Here is an 18,299-nt window from a genome sequence, read left to right as displayed (position 1 = left end):
TTTTGTGGACATCACGCTCCCACACATTGCCCGTCGGCGGCAAAGAAGAAAAAATTCTTATCTATAACGAAAAAGAACTTAACAAACCTGTGGGTATTCTCTATGCGCTGGTAGCGTTTTACCGGCGCAGTCACGAGTGCCGGGCGGTCCCTTCTTCCTCAGGGAGAGGGCCAGGGTGAGGGTGACAGGACCGGGCGTAATATGCGCCAGCCAGGATTGCAAATTCGGAATTAATATTTCCCGCGCCCGGCCAACTGTGGTTGAAATAGACCCAGGCGATTCGCTTCCCGACAGAGGAGAAAACGAAAGTGGCATTGTGGCAACGGTTAACGGGCTGGCTGGCTTTTTTGTCCAACGGTGAAGCCGGACAGCAAGATACTCAACGCGTCATGGAGGCGATCTTGCCGGTGGCCAGCCTCTACGGCGTGGACATTGGCAACGTGGAAACCCGGTGGTTCCGTCATGATAAGACATACTGAGCGACGCAGGACGCGAGAAGCCTACTGGAACGAGGTGTGCTTTGTGTAGCAAGAGACTGCCTGAGGTTGCGGCATCGCAGGAGGCGCCGCCGCAGCCCAGGCAGTTTTAACCACCCTTATCCCCCCAGATACATCCGCTTAATTTCCGGGTTAGTCAGCATCTCCCGCGCCGCGCCTGACAAGGTGATCCGACCATTCTCCAGGACATACGCCCGATCGGCGATCGCCAGCGCGGCCGTCGCATTCTGCTCCACCAGCAGCACCGTCATATTCTCTTCGCGCAGTTGCTTAATGATGCCGAACAGCTCGCCGACAATTTTCGGCGCCAGCCCGAGGCTCGGTTCATCCAGCATCAATAACACCGGCTCGCTCATCAGCGCCCGGGCGATGGCCAGCATCTGCTGCTCGCCGCCGCTCATGGTGCCCGCCATCTGATGGCGCCGCTCCTTGAGCCGTGGAAAGAGGGCGTACATACGATCGCGCAGGCGGGTGTAGCCGGCGAGATTATTGTAAGCGCCCATGCGCAGGTTCTCTTCGATGGTCAGGTTGGTAAAGACCCGGCGTCCCTCCGGCACCAGCGCCAGCCCGCGACGTACGATCTGGTGGGTCTGGCTGCGCGAGATATCGTCGTTGAGGAAGCTGACGCGCCCGCTGGAGCGCACCAGGTTGACGATCCCATTGAGGGTGGAGGTTTTACCGGCGCCATTGCTGCCGATCAGGGTGACGATCTCCCGGTCATAAACATCGATATCGACGCCTTTCAGTCCCTGGATCACGCCGTAAAAGACCTTCAGTTCCCTGGCGTTAAGCATAATTGGCTTCTCCCAGATAAGCGGAAATGACGTCCGGATGCTGGATCGCCTCGGCCATCAGGCCGCTGAACAATGGCTTACCATACTCCAGGACCATCACCCGTTCGCACAGGCGGTTGACGAAGGGCATATCGTGCTCGATTAACAGGACGCTGAGCTGATAGTCATGGCGCATGCGGAAGATCAGCTCCGCCAGATCCTCGGTCTCCTTCGGGTTCATCCCGGCGGCCGGCTCATCGAGCAGCAGCAGCTTCGGCGAGGTGGCCAGCGCGCGGGCGATCTCCACTTTGCGCTGGTTGCCATAGCTCAGGTTCGTGGCCTGCATATGGGCGAAGTGGGCGATGCCGATGTCTTCCAGAATGGCCATCGCTTTGGCCTTCGCCGCCCGCTCGGCCGGAAAGTAGCGGCCAATGTGCAGGGCCGCCTCCAGCAACGAATAGCGGCTGGCCCGGTCGAGTCCAACCATCACGTTCTCCAGCACCGTCATCGAGTTAAACAGACGGATATTCTGGAAGGTGCGCGCGATCCCGGCGTTGACCACCTGGTTGGGCTTTAGCCCCTTCAGCGATGTGCCCGCGAGGGTGACGCTGCCGCTGGTGGGCTTATAGTTGGCGGTGATGACGTTAAACAGGGTGGTCTTGCCCGCGCCGTTCGGGCCGATAAGGCCAAAGATCTCCGCTTCATCAACATGGAAGCTGACGTTGTCGATGGCCCGCAGGCCGCCAAACTGCATGGTGACGTCCTGCACCTGCAGGATGATTTTATTTTCCGCCATAACCGCCGCTCCTTCTTCCGATCTGCCAAATCTCTTTTTTCCCCAGCAGCCCTTCGCGGGCGAAGAGCATGATAATCAGCAGCAGCAGGGAGAAGACCACCATTCTCAGGCCCGGATAGGCGCCGAGATCGTGACCGAAGAACTGCAGCGGCTGGTCGAGAAAGCGCAGCCACTCGCCGCTGCCGACCACCAGCACGGTGCCGAGCAGGGCGCCGGTGGTGCTGCCGAGCCCGCCGAGGACGATAATAATCAGCAGCTGGAAGGTGAGCATAAAGTCGAACAGCCCCGGGGAAATGGTGGTCAGCAGGGAAGCCAGCAGACCGCCGCCGATCCCTTCGAAGAAGGCGCTGGTGGCGAAGGCGCAGGTTTTAATGCGGAAGGTGTTGACCCCCATGGCGATCGCCGCATCTTCGTCGTCGCGAATGGCTTTCATCATCCGGCCATACTTCGACCACACCAGCTGGAGGATCATGCCGGTAGCCAGCAGGGCGAACAGGCCGCACCAGAACAGGAGATGCGGCTGTTGGGGAATATCGTTCAGCCCGATGGCGCCGTTGGTGATTTGCGGGTTGTTAATGGCGAGGATCTTGATGATAAACCCGAAGCCGAGGGTGACGATGGCCAGGTAGTCGCCGCGCACCCGGAAGACCGGTACGGCGAGGCACACCGCCAGCGCCGCCGCGCACAGGCCGCTTATCAGCAGGGCGGGGAGGAAGCCCGCGTGCAGGCTGAGGATCCACGGGCTGGGGGCGGCCATTTCAAACATATCTATTTTGCTGTCGCTGGAGAGGATCAGCAGGGCGGTGACGTAGGCGCCTACCGCCACGAAGCCGTTCGGCTCCAGCGACAGCTGGCCGGTCACGCCGTTGATCAGGTTGTAGCTGACCGCGAGGATCATAAAGATAAAAATGGTGCTGATGACGCGAACAATGTAGTCATTGAAAACCACGTTGATTCCGGCCAGCAGCGCGATACAGATGACAATAATGGCCAGGTTGCGCAGCTGCGCCCCGGCGGTGGTCGTCGCGTTGAGCATCAGAAACGGCTCCTTTCCAGACGTTCGTCGCCCATAATGCCGACCGGGCGGAACAAGAGGACCAGAATCAAGAACAGGAAGGCGAAAGCGTCTTTATAGCCGCCCAGTTCGGGGAAGATCGCCACCGCGACCACCTCGGTAAAACCGAGGATAAAGCCGCCCAGCACCGCGCCGGTGACGCTGCCGATCCCGCCCAGCACGGCGGCGGCGAAGGCCTTCAGGCCGATAAGCACGCCCATCAGGGGATCGATCGTCGGGTAGCTGATGGAGTAGAACACGCCGCCGAGCGCCGCGAGGCTGCTGCCGAGGGCGAAGACCAGGGAGATGATCCGGTTGGCGTCAATGCCCATCAGACGCACGGTGTTGACGTCAAAGGCTACCGCGCGGATCGCCATTCCATAGCGGGTGCGGTACAGCAGCCAGAGGATCGCCAGCAGCAGCAGGACGGTGATCAGCGGCACGATCCACGCCACGTTGGTAATGATGACGCTGCCGAAGGCCCGGGTCTGGTTGAAAAAGTCAGGGGCGGAGAAGAAGCGCGAGCTGCCGCCAAACAGCACGTTAAACAGGTTTTCGAGGAAGAAGCTGACGCCGATGGCGGTGATCAGCATGGAAATTTTCGAGGCCTGGCGCAGCGGACGATAGGCGACCCGGTCAATCAGCATGCCAAACAGGCCGCACAGCCCGAGAGTCAGGAAAACGGCTACCCCGAAGGGTAGCCCAACCGAAGAAAATAAAAACAGCGTACTAAACGCGCCGACCATCATCACGTCCGCATGGGCGAAGTTGATCAGCCTTAGCACGCCATAAACCATCGTATAACCGATGGCAATCAGGGCGTACATGCCCCCAAGACTCATTCCATTGACCACTTGCTGGAGAAAAATGGCGCCGTCCATTTTGTAGCCTCGTCACAACTTAAGGGTTAACCACGGTACGAAACGCCAGCTTGCCATCTTTCACTTCGTTGATGACCGCGCTGCGAATGGCGTCGCCGTTCTGTAACGTCAGCGTGCCGGTCACGCCCTGGAAATCTTTGGTGGCGCGGATTTTTTCATTCACGCAGACCCGATCGTGGGGATCGCTGCACTGGTTCATGGCGTTGACGATGACGTTATAGGCGTCCGCCGCCATTGCGCCCCAGGTATGGGTCGGCTGCTGGTATTTGGCTTCCCAGGCTTTGATGAAGGTTTCCCCGGCCGGGGTCTGCTCTTTGGCGTTCGGCGAGTAGTAATCGGTGGTCATATAGCCGTTGACCGCGTCTTTACCCACATCGAAGAAGACCTGATCCGCGGCCAGACCGTCGCCGCCCACCACCGGTTTGTTGAGCCCCAGCTGTTTTGACTGCACGGCAATCAGCGCCCCTTCGGTGTAGTAGATCGGCATATAAATCATGTCGACATTCTTCGCCTTGACGCTCGCCAGCTGGGCTTTAAAGTCCTTGCTGCCGCCCGGAGCCTGTACCTCGATGGGAATGGTGCCGCCGTTTTTCAGGAATTGGGTGCGGAACGCTTTCGCCAGGCCGACGGAGTAATCGTTGCTACTGTCAAACACGATGGCGGCGGTTTTGGCTTTCAGATCGCGGGAGGCCAGATTGGCCCCGACCACCCCCTGGAAGCTGTCCGAGAAGCAGACCCGGCTGACGTACGGATGGTTGCGGGTGACGCGGTCGTTGGTGGCGGTGGAGGAGACCAGCGGCGTTTTGCTGTCGTCGGCGATCTTGGTCATCGCCAGGGTGTTGGAGGAGGTAACTTCCCCGATCACGGCATCCACTTTATCGCTGGAGACCAGCCGCTGCATGGCGTTGGCCGCTTCGACTTTGTCGCTTTTATCATCGATAACGATAAGCTTGATGGTATCGCCATTTTTTAACGTCGGGGTGATGGTCTGAATAATGTCCAGCCCTTTCTGCGACGGCTGACCATAGCCGCTGAGGGCGCCGCTCAGGGGTAATACCACCCCGATTTTAATTTCCGCTGCCTGCGCGCTGCTCGCGCCGGCCAGCGCGGCTACCAGCGTGGCCATTAAAGACGCTTTCCCGGAAAACGATTTCATTGGTATTTCTCCGTCGGTCGATTATTTATCTTTAACCATCAATGACTGCATAACATTGAGGAATAATTCGCCAGCGTATCTGGCGAATTATTGGCTGTTATGTTGAATAGATAACGAGATATATACCCTAAATAATTCGAGTCGCATGAAGGCGGCATGTGAGCGAGTCCCCAGGCGCTTGCAGAAGTCAGTGACTGGGGGGAGAGAACGCAGCCAACGCACATGCAACTTAAAGTATGACGGGTATTTTTAAGGCGCTGAATTACCTTACAACGTCCGTTTCGTTTTTACTCATGCAATATTCTTATTACCTGCAGGCAAGGGCATAAGGCTGGTGACAACACGGCTTTTGATACGCTGAACGTATTTTCCCGGGTAGCGACTGGCGCCTTATCCGGCCTGGAAAATACGCACTATAAACCGGTTGAACGGTTTCCACAGGCTCGCGCCAGCGAAGCGCCGCCGGGCGATTTCAGCGCGCACCCGAATATAATATTCAGGTGCGCCAGGTAATATTAAAAATCTATTCTTCGGCTCGCGTGACTTATTATTTTAAAGGGGTCAATGGTTTTATTTTTCCATGCAGCGCCGGATTATCGCTTTCATCTTTCAGGCGCACGCCGGTAAGCCGTCGTAAAAAAGCCTGCTCCAGCAGCCAGGCCAGTTTAAAGGCGGCGGCGTCATGGCTCAGCCCTTCCGGGCGAATATTGGAGATACAGTTGCGCTCCGACTCCAGCCGCTGCCGATGGGGCTGCCAGGTGAGGTAGACGCCGAGGCTGTCCGGCGAGGAGAGGCCCGGTCGTTCGCCAATCAGGATCGCCACCGCGCGGGCTTTCAGGGTTTCGCCAATATCATCCCCCAGCGCCACCCGCGACTGATGGGCCAGCACCACCGGCGCCAGGCCGATCCCCAGCGTCTGCAGCCAGGGCAGCAGGGCGCGGATCAACGGCACCGCCTGGCGCTCTACCGCCCAGGAAGAGAGGCCGTCGCCGATCACCAGCAGCAGGTCGGCGGGGCGGACGCCGCTGGCGGCGAGGTCGGCGCGACTCTCGTCGGCGAGCTGCCGCCCGAGATCCGGGCGCCGCAGATAGGTATGACGGTCCGGCGCGGCGCTGTGCACCGTCAGGGTGTCGAGGCCGAGCGCCGCCAGCGGCGCCACCAGCTGCTGGCTGGCGAACGGCTGATGAATGGCGTCCCGCGCTCTGGCGTGGGCCAGACCAAAGTTAAGGACTTCGCGGGTCGGCAGGCTGGCGCCGCTGCGGCCCAGGGCGATCCGCGCATCGGTAAATTCACGCAGCGGGTTCCAGGCGTCGGGACGGTTCATACGGGGGCTCCTTGCGGCAGAACGGACAGCAGCGGATGGCGGGCATCGGTGAGCCGCAGCGCGCCGTGCGGATCGATAATTTGCATCTTCGCCAGCCAGTCGGCGAACTCCGGGGCATGCTTTAAGCCCAGCAGACGACGGGCGTAGAGCGCATCATGGAACGAGGTGCTCTGGTAATTAAGCATGATATCGTCCGCCCCTGGCACGCCGATCAGGAAGGTGAGCCCGGCGGCGCACAGCAGGGTCAGCAGGGTGTCCATATCATCCTGATCCGCTTCCGCGTGGTTGGTATAGCAGACGTCGCAGCCGATCGGCAGACCCATCAGCTTGCCGCAGAAGTGATCCTCCAGCCCGGCGCGAATAATCTGCTTACCGTCGTAGAGATACTCCGGACCGATAAAGCCGACCACCGTATTGACCAGCAGCGGTTCAAAGTGGCGGGCGACGGCGTAGGCGCGCGCCTCGCAGGTCTGCTGGTCGACGCCGTGGTGGGCGTTGGCCGACAGGCAGCTCCCCTGGCCGGTCTCAAAATACATTACATTGTTGCCGAGGGTGCCGCGACCGAGGCTGAGGGCCGCCTCGCGGGCCTCCTGCAGCATGGCAAGGTTGATGCCGAAGCCGCTGTTGGCCGCTTCGGTTCCCGCCACCGACTGAAACACCAGATCCACCGGCGCGCCGCGCTCAATCAGCTGCAGCGTATTGGTGACGTGGGTCAGAATGCAGGACTGGGTGGGAATGGCGAAGCGCTGGATAATATCGTCCAGCATCACGTTCAGCTGCGCCAGCACCGGTAAGCTGTCGCTGGCCGGGTTGATGCCGATCACCGCATCCCCGGCGCCGTACAGCAGTCCGTCGAGCATACTGGCGGCGATGCCTTTCAGGTCATCGGTGGGATGATTGGGCTGCAGACGCACGCTGAGGTGGCCGGGCAGGCCGATGGTGTTGCGAAAGCGCGTCACCACCTGACATTTGCTGGCGGCGAGGATCAGATCCTGATTGCGCATCAGCTTGCTTACCGCCGCCGCCATCTCCGGGGTGATAGCGCGGGCGACCCGCTGCAGCGTGGCGGTATCGGTGGCATCGTCCAGCAGCCAGTCGCGGAAATCGCCGACCGTCAGGTGACGCAGGGCGGCAAAGCCCTGCGCATCATGGATGTCGAGGATCAGGCGGGTCACTTCGTCCTGCTCGTAGGGGATAAGCGGATTGTCGAGAATGTCGGTCAGCGGCACCTCGGCGAGGGTCATTTTCGCCGCCATCCGCTCTTCGGCTGAGTGGGCGATAACGCCCGCCAGGGCGTCGCCGGAGCGGGCCGGCGACGCTTTCGCCATCAGCGTTTTCAGACTATCAAAGCGCCATACCTGGCCCGATAGCGTGGTTTTATACATGCCGCCTCCTCAGGAGACCGTGCGCAGTTGAGGATCCACTGGCGCCCGTTCACGGGCCGCTGCGGTTTTGCGGAACCACAGGTAGCCGCCGAGCATCATCGCCGCGAAAATCAGCGCCAGCAGCAGGTTATACCAGACCATCGCCACCAGGCAGATCACCGCCATGCCGAGGGCAAAGGCCGGCGCCAGCGGGTAGAGCGGCGCGCGGAACGGACGGATCAGCTTCGGCTCGCTACGGCGCAGTTTGAACAGCGCCGCCATGGAAGTGATATACATAACAATAGCCCCAAATACCGACATGGTGACGATGCAGGCGGTCAACGGCATGCCGCTGATGGTGATCAGCGAGTCGGAGAAGATCGCGGCGATACCCACCACGCCGCCGGCGAGGATCGCCAGATGCGGGGTGCGGGTGCGGCGGTTGAGGGAGGCCAGCCCGGCGGGCAGATAGCCGGCGCGGGCGAGGGAGTAGATCTGCCGCGAGTAGCCCATAATGATGCCGTGGAAGGAGGCGACGAGGCCAAACAGCCCCAGCCACACCAGCATATGCAGCCAGCCGCTGCCGTTGCCCACCACCGTCTTCATCGCCTGAGGCAGCGGGTCGTTGATATTGGACAGCGCGCGCCAGTCGCCGACGCCGCCGGCGAAGACCATCACGCCGATCGCCAGCACCGTCAGCGTCAGAATGCCGCCGCCCAGGGCGCGCGGAATGGTGCGCTGCGGATCTTTTGCCTCTTCGGCGGCCATGGAAGCTCCCTCAATGGCGAGAAAAAACCAGATAGCGAACGGAATGGCGGCGAACATCCCCGGCAGCGCCAGGCCGCTAAAGCTTTCCGCGCCCGCCCAGCCGTTGGCGGTGAAGTGGCTCCAGGAGAAGCCGGGGGCGACCACGCCCATAAACACCAGCAGCTCGAAGATGGCCAGCAGGGTGACGATCAGCTCGAAGGTGGCGGCGATGCCGACGCCGAGGATATTGAGCGTCATAAAGATCACGTAAGCGCCGCAGGCGACCCACTTCGGATCCAGCGCCGGAAACTGCACGTTGAGGTAGGCGCCGATGGCCATGGCGATGGCCGGCGGGGCGAAGACGAATTCAATCAGGGTGGCAAAACCGGCGATAAAGCCGCCGGTGGGCCCGAAGGCGCGGTAGGCGTAGGCGAAAGGGCCGCCAGCGTGCGGGATGGCGGTGGTCAGCTCGGTAAAGCTGAAAATAAAGGCGCAGTACATGGCGGCGACCGCCAGGGCGACGACCATAAACCCCATCGTGCCGGCCTGCGACCAGCCGTAGCTCCAGCCGAAGTACTCCCCGGATATCACCAGTCCGACGGCGATCCCCCATAAACGAAAACTGCCGAGCGTTCTTTTTAAGGTGGTGGTTTGCTCTGTCATACGTGTTGCCTCGCCAGATAGAAAGGTTCTGAACGACAGGCTGCAAAGAGAGTGCCAGAACGTTGTCCGCCGCGATGAGGCGCCAGCCCGTGGCGCGCTCACCGGCGCTGCGCAAAAATGGGGCAGGCTGCACGCTGTCGGCGCGCGACCTGGTGCAGCGGCTTTGCTTTTTCCGCGGTGGCACGGTATAACACTTCTTCTTTTGGATGTTTAGATGTCTATACGTTTATACGCATCATGGCCCGGGCAAGCGGGCTGGCGTGAGAAAATAAAATGCAAAGCACAACACAACAACAAGGTGGGCAACTGAAGCGCACCATGAAAACGCGCCATCTGATCATGCTGTCGCTCGGCGGCGTGATTGGCACCGGCCTGTTCTTTAATACCGGCTATATCATCTCCACCACCGGCGCGGCCGGAACGCTGCTGGCGTATCTGATTGGCGCCCTGGTGGTCTGGCTGGTGATGCAGTGCCTCGGCGAACTGTCGGTGGCGATGCCGGAGACCGGCGCCTTCCACGTTTACGCGGCGCGCTACCTTGGCCCGGCGACGGGCTATACCGTGGCGTGGCTCTACTGGCTGACGTGGACGGTGGCGCTGGGTTCAAGCTTCACCGCCGCCGGCTTCTGTATGCAGTACTGGTTCCCGCAGGTGCCGATCTGGATCTGGTGCGTGGTGTTCTGCGCGGTGATTTTCGGTCTTAACATCATTTCGACCCGCTTCTTCGCCGAAGGCGAGTTCTGGTTCTCGCTGGTGAAAGTGATCACCATCATCGCGTTTATTATTCTCGGCGGCGCGGCCATTTTCGGCATCATTCCGATGCAGGATGGCTCCCCGGCGCCGGGCCTGCGCAATCTCACCGCCGAAGGCTGGTTCCCGCACGGCGGCCTGCCGATCCTGATGACCATGGTGGCGGTGAACTTCGCCTTCTCCGGGACGGAGCTTATCGGCATTGCCGCCGGAGAGACGGAAAACCCGCATAAGGTCATTCCGGTCGCCATTCGCACCACCATCGCCCGGCTGATTATTTTCTTTATCGGCACCGTGTTTGTGCTGGCGGCGCTGATCCCGATGCAACAGGCGGGGGTGGAGAAAAGCCCCTTCGTGCTGGTGTTTGAAAAGGTGGGCATCCCTTACGCGGCGGATATTTTCAACTTCGTGATCCTGACGGCGATCCTCTCGGCGGCCAACTCCGGCCTGTACGCTTCCGGGCGGATGCTCTGGTCGCTGTCGAACGAGAAGACGCTGCCGGCCTGCTTTGCCAAAGTCAATAAACGGGGCGTGCCGGTGACCGCGCTGTCGGTGAGTATGCTGGGCGGCGTGCTGGCGCTGTTCTCCAGCGTGGTGGCGCCCGATACGGTGTTTGTGGCGCTGTCAGCGATCTCCGGCTTTGCGGTGGTGGCGGTGTGGTTGAGCATCTGCGCCTCGCACTTTATGTTCCGCCGCCGCCATCTGCAGCAGGGTAAGGCGCTGAGCGATCTGCAGTATCGCGCCCCCTGGTATCCGGTGGTGCCGATTCTGGGCTTTTTGCTGTGCCTGGTGGCCTGCGTGGGCCTCGCTTTTGACCCGAGCCAGAGAATTGCGCTGTGGTGCGGGATCCCCTTTGTGGCCCTGTGCTATGGTGCCTGGTATCTTACTCGTTCACGGAAAATGACTCAGGAGCCACAACATGTCGCAGACTAATCCGTTTACCGCCCTGCTTGCCGCCCAGCCTTTTGTGCTGCTGGACGGCGCCATGGCCACCGAGCTGGAGGCCCGCGGCTGCGATCTGGCTGACAGCCTGTGGTCGGCGAAAGTGCTGCTGGAGAACCCGCAGCTGATCCGCGATGTGCATCTCGACTACTTTCGCGCCGGAGCGCAGGTGGCGATCACCGCCAGCTATCAGGCCACTCCCGCCGGCTTTGCCGCGCGCGGCCTGGATGATGCGCAGTCCCGGGCGCTGATCGGCAAAAGCGTCGAGCTGGCGCGCAAAGCGCGCGAGGCGTACCTCGCCGAGAATCCACAGGCCGGCACGCTGCTGGTCGCCGGTTCGGTGGGGCCGTATGGCGCCTTTCTCGCCGACGGCTCGGAGTATCGCGGCGATTATCAGCGCAGCGCGGCAGAGTTCCAGGCCTTCCACCGCCCGCGCGTCGAAGCGCTGCTGGATGCGGGCGCCGACCTGCTGGCCTGTGAAACCCTGCCGTCATTCGCCGAGATCCAGGCCCTGACAGCCCTGCTGCAGGAGTATCCCCGCGCCCGCGCCTGGTACTCCTTCACGCTGCGCGACGCCGAACATCTCAGCGATGGCACGCCGCTGCGCGAGGTGATGGCCGCCCTGGCGGATAACCCGCAGGTGGTGGCGGTGGGCATCAACTGTATCGCGCTGGAAAATACGCTCGCGGCGCTGGCGCATCTGCACAGCCTGACGGCGCTGCCGCTGGTGGTCTATCCTAACTCCGGCGAACATTATGATGCGGTGAGCAAGACCTGGCACCATCATGGCGAAGCCTGCGCCAGCCTGGCGGGTTATCTGCCGCAGTGGCTGGCGGCCGGGGCGAGGCTGATCGGCGGCTGCTGCCGCACCACGCCGAAGGATATCGCTGAGCTTAACGCGAAGCGCTGAGTTTTGTGCCGGGTGGCGCTGCGCTTACCCGGCCTACACCTTGCGCGATCTGTAGGCCGGGCAAGGCGTAGCCGCCACCCGGCGCCAACCCTCTGCCGCCAACCCACCGCGCAAAATCAACTATCCTTTCCCGCTTTTGTTCTAAAAACGATTCGCTATTAGCCAGAATTTTTAATTACTTCATCTCCATCCTGATGCCGGAAATACTGCACCTATAACAACTCAGGGGAAGCAGACATTATGGCATTCACATCGCGAATTACTCTTCTGGCGGCGCTGGCCGTCGCCGCCTTCCAGGCGCAGGCGGTCAATGTGACCGTGGCGTATCAAACCTCCGCTGAGCCGGCGAAAGTCGCCCAGGCGGACAACACCTTCGCCAAAACCAGCGGGGCGACCGTCGACTGGCGGAAATTTGACAGCGGCGCCAGCGTGGTGCGCGCCCTGGCCTCCGGCGATGTGCAGATCGGCAATATCGGCTCCAGCCCGCTGGCGGTGGCCGCCAGCCAGCAGGTGCCGATTGAAGTGTTCCTGCTCGCCTCAAAGCTCGGCAACTCCGAAGCGCTGGTGGTGAAGAAAAGCATCACCAAACCGGAAGATCTGATCGGCAAGCGCATTGCCGTGCCGTTTATCTCCACCACCCACTACAGCCTGCTGTCGGCGCTCAAACACTGGGGCATCAAGCCGGGCCAGGTGCAGATTATTAACCTGCAGCCGCCGGCGATTATCGCCGCCTGGCAGCGCGGGGATATCGACGGGGCTTACGTCTGGGCGCCAGCGGTTAACGAACTGGAAAAAGAGGGCAAGGTGCTGACCGATTCCGCGCAGGTCGGGGAGTGGGGCGCACCGACCCTCGACGTCTGGGTGGTCCGTAAGGACTTTGCCGAGCAGCATCCGGAGATCGTCAAAGCGTTTGCTAAAAGCGCCATCGACGCCCAGCAGCCCTACATCGCCAACCCGGAGGCATGGCTGAAACAGCCGGACCACATCAGCAAGCTGGCGCGCCTGAGCGGCGTGCCGGAAGCCGATGTCCCCGGGCTGGTGAAGGGGAACACCTACCTGACCGCCGCTGAGCAGGCGCAGGCGCTGAACGGGCCGGTCAATCAGGCCATCGTCGATACCGCGCGCTTTCTGAAAGAGCAGGGCAAAGTGCCCGCGGCGGGAACCGATTATCGTCAGTACGTTACTGACCGTTTCGTGAAGTAAAGGAGGCGGCGATGCTGCAAATCTCGCATCTTTCCGCCGACTACGGCGGTAAACCGGCGCTGGCGGATATCAACCTGACGCTGGAGAGTGGGGAGCTGCTGGTGGTGCTGGGGCCTTCGGGCTGCGGTAAAACTACCCTGCTGAACCTGATTGCCGGATTCGTGCCCTATCAGCACGGCAGCATCACCCTCGAAGGTCAGCGGGTGACCGGGCCGGGCGCAGAGCGCGGCGTGGTCTTCCAGAATGAAGGTCTGCTGCCGTGGCGCAATGTGCAGGATAACGTGGCGCTGGGTCTGCAGCTGGCGGGCGTGGATAAAGCGCAGCGCCGGCAAGCGGCGGCGCAGATGCTGAAGAAGGTGGGTCTCGAAGGGGCGGAAAAACGCTTTATCTGGCAGCTGTCCGGCGGTCAACGCCAGCGGGTGGGCATCGCCCGGGCGCTGGCGGCGAATCCGCAGCTGTTGCTGCTGGATGAGCCCTTCGGCGCGCTTGACGCTTTTACCCGCGAGCAGATGCAGACATTGCTGCTGAAACTGTGGCATGAGACCGGCAAACAGGTGCTGCTGATCACTCATGACATTGAAGAGGCCATCTTTATGGCCACCGAGCTGGTGCTGCTGTCGCCCGGGCCGGGGCGGGTGGTGGAGCGGCTGCCGCTGGATTTCAGCCGCCGCTTTGTCGCGGGCGAACCCTGCCGCAGCATCAAATCCGACCCGCGGTTTATTGAACAGCGGGAATACATTTTGAGCCGGGTGTTTGACCAACGGGAGGCTTTCTCATGAGCGTGGTACTGAACGACAAACCGCGTCAGACGACGCTGAAATGGCGCTGGCCGCTCTCCCGTCAGCTTACCCTCAGCGTGGCGACCCTGGCGGTGTTGCTGGCCGTCTGGTGGGCGGTCGCAGCGCTGCAGCTGATTAGCCCGCTGTTTCTGCCGCCGCCGGGCCAGGTGCTGCAGAAGCTTATCACTATCGCCGGGCCGCAGGGCTTTATGGATGCGACGCTCTGGCAGCACCTGGCGGCGAGTTTGACGCGGATCGTTATCGCTCTACTGGCGGCGGTGCTGATCGGCGTGCCGGTGGGGATCGCCATGGGGCTCAACTCAACGGTGCGCGGGATCCTCGATCCGCTGATCGAGCTTTATCGTCCGGTGCCGCCGCTGGCCTACTTACCGCTGATGGTGATCTGGTTTGGCATCGGTGAAACGTCGAAGATCCTGCTGATCTACCTGGCGATTTTCGCCCCGGTAGCGATGTCGGCGCTGGCGGGGGTAAAAAGCGCGCAGCAGGTGCGGATTCGCGCCGCCCGTTCGCTGGGCGCCAGCCGGGCGCAGGTGCTGTGGCTGGTGATCCTGCCCGGCGCGCTGCCGGAGATCCTCACCGGGCTGCGCATTGGTCTTGGCGTCGGTTGGTCAACGCTGGTGGCCGCTGAGCTGATCGCCGCCACCCGCGGGTTAGGATTTATGGTGCAGTCCGCCGGCGAGTTTCTCGCCACCGATGTGGTGCTGGCGGGGATCGCGGTGATTGCCATTATCGCCTTTTTACTGGAACTGGGTCTGCGCGCGCTGCAGCGGCGCCTGACGCCCTGGCATGGAGAAGTACAATGAGTGAACGTCTGAGCATTACCCCGCTGGGGCCGTATATTGGCGCGCAGGTGACCGGGGCGGATTTAACCCGTCCGCTGAGCGACAACCAGTTTGAACAGCTGTATCACGCGGTGCTGCGTCATCAGGTGGTATTCCTGCGCGAGCAAAATATCACCCCGGCGCAACAGCGCGACCTGGCGCTGCGGTTTGGCGACCTGCATATCCATCCGGTCTACCCTCATGCCCCGGGCGTGGAGGAAATTATCGTCCTCGATACCCATAACGATAATCCGCCGGATAATGATAACTGGCATACCGATGTCACCTTTATCGACACGCCGCCCGCCGGCGCCATTCTGGCGGCGAAAGCGCTGCCGACGACCGGCGGGGACACCCTGTGGACCAGCGGCATCGCCGCCTGGGAGGCGCTGTCAGAGCCCTTCCGGCAGCTGCTGAGCGGCCTGCATGCGGAACACGATTTCCGTAAATCGTTCCAGGAGTATAAGTACAACCACACGGAAGCCGAGCATCGGCGCTGGCAGGAGGCGGTGGCGAAGCATCCGCCGCTGCTGCACCCGGTGGTGCGTACCCACCCGGTGACCGGCAAGCAGGCGCTGTTCGTTAACGAAGGCTTTACCACGCGGATTGTCGACGTGACCGAGAAAGAGAGCGCGGCGCTGCTGAGCTTCCTGTTTGCCCATATCACCAAACCGGAGTTTCAGGTGCGCTGGCGCTGGCAGCCGAACGATGTCGCTATCTGGGATAACCGGGTAACCCAGCATTACGCCAACGCCGACTATCTGCCGCAGCGGCGGATCATGCACCGGGCGACGATCCTTGGCGATAAGCCGTATTACCGGGCGGGGTAAGGCTTGTATCAGCCGCGAGCCGCGGAGAAAAGCGGATGCTGCATTGCCCGCTGCTTCCCGGAGGCGGCGCCTGACGCGGCTTTTCCGGGCGACCGATCCGTCGGAAACGGTGAACCGTAGCCCGGCTAAGGCGCAACGCGCCGCAAGCCGGGAAAAAGCGTTTATGCCGATTTTTGCGCACCCAGATGCGCGCCAATATAGCGCTGATAGCGATTCGCCTTCAGGTAGGTGAGATCCACCAGCACCAGACCATCCACGCAGTTATTGAAATCCGGATCGCTGCCGAAATCGATAAACTGCACTCCGCCCGGCTCGCACACTTCCGAGTACTGCTTATACAGCGGCGGGATCGCGCAGCCGAGATTGCCCAGCAGGGACTTCAGCCGGGCCAGGTCGTCGTTGTAATCCTCCCCGCCAAACTGCGCCAGCACGTCGGGCAGCGACGCCGGATAAGGGCGACGCGACTCCGCCATCGGATGCGTCGCCGGGAACCACAGCCGGTAGAACGCCACCAGCAGATCGCGAGCGGCGGGCGGCAGCCCGCCAGAAATCGACACCGGGCCAAACAGATAGCGATAGTGCGGATAGCGCGCCAGATAAGCGCCGATGCCGGACCACAGATAGTCCAGCCCGCGTCGACCCCAGTAGCGCGGCTGGATAAAGCTGCGCCCCAACTCAATGCCGTGCTGCAGGATGTCGTCCATCCGCCCGTCGTAGTGGAAGAGACTGGAGCTGTAGATCCCCTCCAGGCCGCGCTTTGCCAGCTGTATGGCCGTCGGCATAAAGCGGTAAGCGCCGACGATTTCCAGATCTTCTTCATCCCACAGGATCAGATGCAGATAGTCGTCGTCATACCGGTCGATATCCCGCCGTTTGCCGCTGCCTTCCCCGACCGCGCGGAAGGCGATTTCCCGCAGGCGTCCCAGCTCGCGCAGCAGCGGCGCCTCCTCCTGGCCGTTGCGCTGCCAGAGGTAAATCACTTTGCCGTCGGCGGTGCGGCCCAGGCATTCTGCCTTGTGCAGTTCGCGTTTAAGCCGTGCCCGGTCTTCCGGACGGGCGATGGCGCTTTCGGTTTTAAACCGCCCCGGCAGCCCTTTGCGCAGCTGGTCAAGGTGCTGATAGCAGCGGCCGGTAAGCTCGCGAGCGCTGGACTGGGCATCGAACCAGCTCGACCAGGGGATCTGCTGGCCGATACGCACCGGCAGGCTGCTGTTGCGCCGGCGAAACATCTGTTGCATCAGCAGGAGCATCGGCAGGTTGTCGGAGACCAGGGTGCTGGCGTAAAACAGGGCGCTGTTGTGGGCGTTAATCCATGCTGGCAGCAGCGGGGCGCGATATTTTGCCGCCAGCTTAATAAAGCCCGAGTGCCATTTTTTATCGCGGATGCCGCGACGGGTGAGGCGGGAGACTTCCCCCGCCGGGAAGAAGATCAGCACCCCGCCGGCCTGCAGCTGCTGGTCCATCTGCTGCAGCGCCGTTTTAGCGGTGCGGCCATGAATATTATCCACCGGGATAAACAGCGAGCTCAGGGGCTCAAGATGGGTGAGCATGCGGTTGGTGACCACTTTGACATCGCGGCGCACGCGGGATACCGCATACAGGAGCGCCAGGCCGTCGAGGGTGCCGGTGGGGTGGTTAGCGATAATGACCAGCGGGCCATATTCGGGGATTTGTTCGAGATCGTGCGCCGGGATAGCGCAGCGGATATTGAGGTATTCCAGCACCTGTTCGACCGTATCAAGCCCCTTCAGGTGGCGGTGACGGTCGGCAAATTGTTGAAACTCTTCCTCATAAAATAGCTTTTTTAACAGTTTCTTTTGCCAGGGGGCGGGCCTCGCCTGAGGCCACAGGTCATCGAGTACGTTGTCGAGACTAAACATAGTGGCTCCTCCTCCGTCCTGCCCAGACAGTAGAAGGTAGAGATGTCGTTCAGATTACAGTTGGGTGAAGTTTCGCTCGCAGCGGGGGAGGTTTCCCGGATAGCGGCTAACGCCTCATCCGGGCTACGGTTGGAGCCGATTTGTAGCCCCGGTAAGCGTCAGCGCCACCGGGGAGAGGCTATCGGCGTTCACCGCAGCTAAGATCAAAGCTATCGCCAGCCCAATTTGGGGGATATAGCCCGCGCTGGACATCGCGATGAAAGGTTGAAAATGGCCAATCGATCACCCGGGTGACCCAGCCATGCTTAAGTGGATTGATATGGATGTAATCAACGTGTCGGCGGTAATCATCTTCATCGCGTATGGCATGCTCCCAGAAGCGCGGTTGCCAGAGGGGTTGTCGTTTTAACGTTCTGGTAAAACAGCCTTTGATATCTCTCCAGCGTGAAGAAAAATCGTCATCATTATGAGGTAGTGTCCAGATGCAATGCAGATGTTCAGGCAACACCACCCAGGCATCAATAATAAAGGGGCGATGTTGTTTAACAACAGCGACAGAGTAGCGCAATAATTCTATGTTTTCAGTTAGGTGCATGCTTCTACGGTCTTTAAGGTTAACAGTGAAGAACCAGGTTCCCCCCTTAATGTAATAACGTCGATAAGCCACCACAGGATCTCCTGGAATTCGGTATTTATGATGTGGTTTAACACGTTAGAAGGCGAAATCCGGTACGCCAAGGAGAAGGCGCAGAAGGTGGAAAGCGGCGCGCAAAGTTTTAGCTACAGATATTGGTTAGCGCCTGTCCCCGGATAGCGGCGCAAGCGCCTTATCCGGGCTACGGTGTGGTGGTCGCGATAAATACAGCGCACCGGGGATGAGGTTTGGTAGCCCCGGTAAGCGTAGCGCC

19 protein-coding genes are annotated in these 18,299 nt (G+C 61.0%); 9 read left to right on the top strand and 10 right to left on the bottom strand.

Features of this window, described 5'->3' with window-relative positions:
- Positions 1 to 308 precede the first annotated feature (308 nt).
- Positions 309 to 479, top strand: a complete 171-nt coding sequence (locus tag ACOI7Z_RS20375; RefSeq protein ID WP_002890108.1) for a hypothetical protein — start codon at positions 309 to 311, stop codon at positions 477 to 479.
- Between the two features lie 116 nt (positions 480 to 595).
- Here ACOI7Z_RS20375 and ACOI7Z_RS20370 read toward each other — a convergent pair whose 3' ends face one another.
- Genes ACOI7Z_RS20370 through ACOI7Z_RS20350 form a run of 5 tightly spaced genes read right to left on the bottom strand, consistent with a single transcriptional unit; the run spans position 596 to position 5,127 of the window.
- Complete coding sequence (locus tag ACOI7Z_RS20370; RefSeq protein ID WP_004204908.1) at positions 596 to 1,291, bottom strand: ABC transporter ATP-binding protein; 696 nt, start codon at positions 1,289 to 1,291, stop codon at positions 596 to 598.
- Entirely contained in the window at positions 1,284 to 2,066 is a 783-nt protein-coding gene (locus ACOI7Z_RS20365; RefSeq protein ID WP_032453292.1) for an ABC transporter ATP-binding protein, read from the bottom strand. The genes ACOI7Z_RS20370 and ACOI7Z_RS20365 overlap by 8 nt, the downstream gene beginning before the upstream one ends.
- Complete coding sequence (locus ACOI7Z_RS20360; protein ID WP_087849698.1) at positions 2,053 to 3,102, bottom strand: branched-chain amino acid ABC transporter permease; 1,050 nt, start codon at positions 3,100 to 3,102, stop codon at positions 2,053 to 2,055. Before ACOI7Z_RS20360 ends, ACOI7Z_RS20365 begins: the two co-directional genes overlap by 14 nt.
- Positions 3,102 to 4,001: a branched-chain amino acid ABC transporter permease gene (locus tag ACOI7Z_RS20355; protein ID WP_002890128.1), complete on the bottom strand. Its 900-nt coding sequence runs from the start codon at positions 3,999 to 4,001 to the stop codon at positions 3,102 to 3,104. The genes ACOI7Z_RS20360 and ACOI7Z_RS20355 overlap by 1 nt, the downstream gene beginning before the upstream one ends.
- A 19-nt stretch (positions 4,002 to 4,020) precedes the next feature.
- Entirely contained in the window at positions 4,021 to 5,127 is a 1,107-nt protein-coding gene (locus ACOI7Z_RS20350; protein WP_072096492.1) for an ABC transporter substrate-binding protein, read from the bottom strand.
- Here ACOI7Z_RS20350 and ACOI7Z_RS20345 point away from each other — a divergent pair.
- Positions 5,120 to 5,263, top strand: a complete 144-nt coding sequence (locus tag ACOI7Z_RS20345) for a hypothetical protein (RefSeq protein ID WP_032428606.1) — start codon at positions 5,120 to 5,122, stop codon at positions 5,261 to 5,263. The two genes, ACOI7Z_RS20350 and ACOI7Z_RS20345, sit on opposite strands and share 8 nt — an antisense overlap.
- Before the next feature lie 441 nt (positions 5,264 to 5,704).
- On the opposite strand, the gene eutC is transcribed toward ACOI7Z_RS20345, so the two are convergent.
- Genes eutC through eat form a run of 3 tightly spaced genes read right to left on the bottom strand, consistent with a single transcriptional unit; the run spans position 5,705 to position 9,255 of the window.
- Positions 5,705 to 6,481, bottom strand: coding sequence for an ethanolamine ammonia-lyase subunit EutC (gene eutC, locus ACOI7Z_RS20340; RefSeq protein ID WP_023288555.1), 777 nt, complete (start codon positions 6,479 to 6,481; stop codon positions 5,705 to 5,707).
- Positions 6,478 to 7,866, bottom strand: a complete 1,389-nt coding sequence (locus ACOI7Z_RS20335; protein WP_087849699.1) for an ethanolamine ammonia-lyase subunit EutB — start codon at positions 7,864 to 7,866, stop codon at positions 6,478 to 6,480. The genes eutC and ACOI7Z_RS20335 overlap by 4 nt, the downstream gene beginning before the upstream one ends.
- Before the next feature lie 9 nt (positions 7,867 to 7,875).
- The gene (eat, locus tag ACOI7Z_RS20330; RefSeq protein ID WP_023288557.1) at positions 7,876 to 9,255 is read right to left on the bottom strand and encodes an ethanolamine permease; all 1,380 of its coding nucleotides are present in this window, start codon (positions 9,253 to 9,255) and stop codon (positions 7,876 to 7,878) included.
- Between the two features lie 62 nt (positions 9,256 to 9,317).
- Here eat and ACOI7Z_RS20325 point away from each other — a divergent pair, with 62 nt between their 5' ends.
- The 7 genes from ACOI7Z_RS20325 to tauD all read left to right on the top strand — a co-directional run bounded on the left by ACOI7Z_RS20325 (position 9,318) and on the right by tauD (position 15,511).
- On the top strand, positions 9,318 to 9,446 hold the full coding sequence (locus ACOI7Z_RS20325; protein ID WP_072199122.1) for a hypothetical protein: 129 nt from the start codon (positions 9,318 to 9,320) through the stop codon (positions 9,444 to 9,446).
- A gap of 82 nt (positions 9,447 to 9,528) precedes the next feature.
- Positions 9,529 to 10,938, top strand: coding sequence for an S-methylmethionine permease (gene mmuP, locus ACOI7Z_RS20320; RefSeq protein ID WP_087849700.1), 1,410 nt, complete (start codon positions 9,529 to 9,531; stop codon positions 10,936 to 10,938).
- Positions 10,925 to 11,857 (top strand): homocysteine S-methyltransferase, encoded by a 933-nt coding sequence (mmuM, locus tag ACOI7Z_RS20315; protein WP_087849701.1) that lies wholly within the window; start codon positions 10,925 to 10,927, stop codon positions 11,855 to 11,857. The genes mmuP and mmuM overlap by 14 nt, the downstream gene beginning before the upstream one ends.
- A gap of 240 nt (positions 11,858 to 12,097) precedes the next feature.
- A complete protein-coding gene (gene tauA, locus ACOI7Z_RS20310) occupies positions 12,098 to 13,060 on the top strand; it encodes a taurine ABC transporter substrate-binding protein (protein ID WP_087849702.1) in 963 nt (320 codons plus the stop codon).
- Positions 13,061 to 13,071: 11 nt separating this feature from the next.
- Positions 13,072 to 13,839 carry a taurine ABC transporter ATP-binding subunit gene (gene tauB / locus ACOI7Z_RS20305; RefSeq protein ID WP_042939276.1) on the top strand — a complete coding sequence of 256 codons (768 nt, stop codon included), beginning with the start codon at positions 13,072 to 13,074 and terminating at the stop codon, positions 13,837 to 13,839.
- Complete coding sequence (gene tauC, locus ACOI7Z_RS20300) at positions 13,836 to 14,663, top strand: taurine ABC transporter permease TauC (protein WP_008805332.1); 828 nt, start codon at positions 13,836 to 13,838, stop codon at positions 14,661 to 14,663. The genes tauB and tauC overlap by 4 nt, the downstream gene beginning before the upstream one ends.
- Positions 14,660 to 15,511 carry a taurine dioxygenase gene (gene tauD / locus ACOI7Z_RS20295; protein ID WP_087849703.1) on the top strand — a complete coding sequence of 284 codons (852 nt, stop codon included), beginning with the start codon at positions 14,660 to 14,662 and terminating at the stop codon, positions 15,509 to 15,511. Before tauC ends, tauD begins: the two co-directional genes overlap by 4 nt.
- A 161-nt stretch (positions 15,512 to 15,672) precedes the next feature.
- On the opposite strand, the gene ACOI7Z_RS20290 is transcribed toward tauD, so the two are convergent.
- Complete coding sequence (locus tag ACOI7Z_RS20290) at positions 15,673 to 17,391, bottom strand: lysophospholipid acyltransferase family protein (protein ID WP_087849704.1); 1,719 nt, start codon at positions 17,389 to 17,391, stop codon at positions 15,673 to 15,675.
- A 178-nt stretch (positions 17,392 to 17,569) separates the two neighbouring features.
- Positions 17,570 to 18,061 carry an REP-associated tyrosine transposase gene (locus ACOI7Z_RS20285; RefSeq protein WP_072013399.1) on the bottom strand — a complete coding sequence of 164 codons (492 nt, stop codon included), beginning with the start codon at positions 18,059 to 18,061 and terminating at the stop codon, positions 17,570 to 17,572.
- Positions 18,062 to 18,299: the final 238 nt, after the last annotated feature.

Source organism: Klebsiella sp. C283 (assembly GCF_048822555.1).
GTDB lineage: Bacteria > Pseudomonadota > Gammaproteobacteria > Enterobacterales > Enterobacteriaceae > Klebsiella > Klebsiella quasipneumoniae.
The sequence above is the reverse complement of the archived record's forward strand: the minus strand, read 5'-3'. Positions and strand labels throughout refer to the sequence as shown.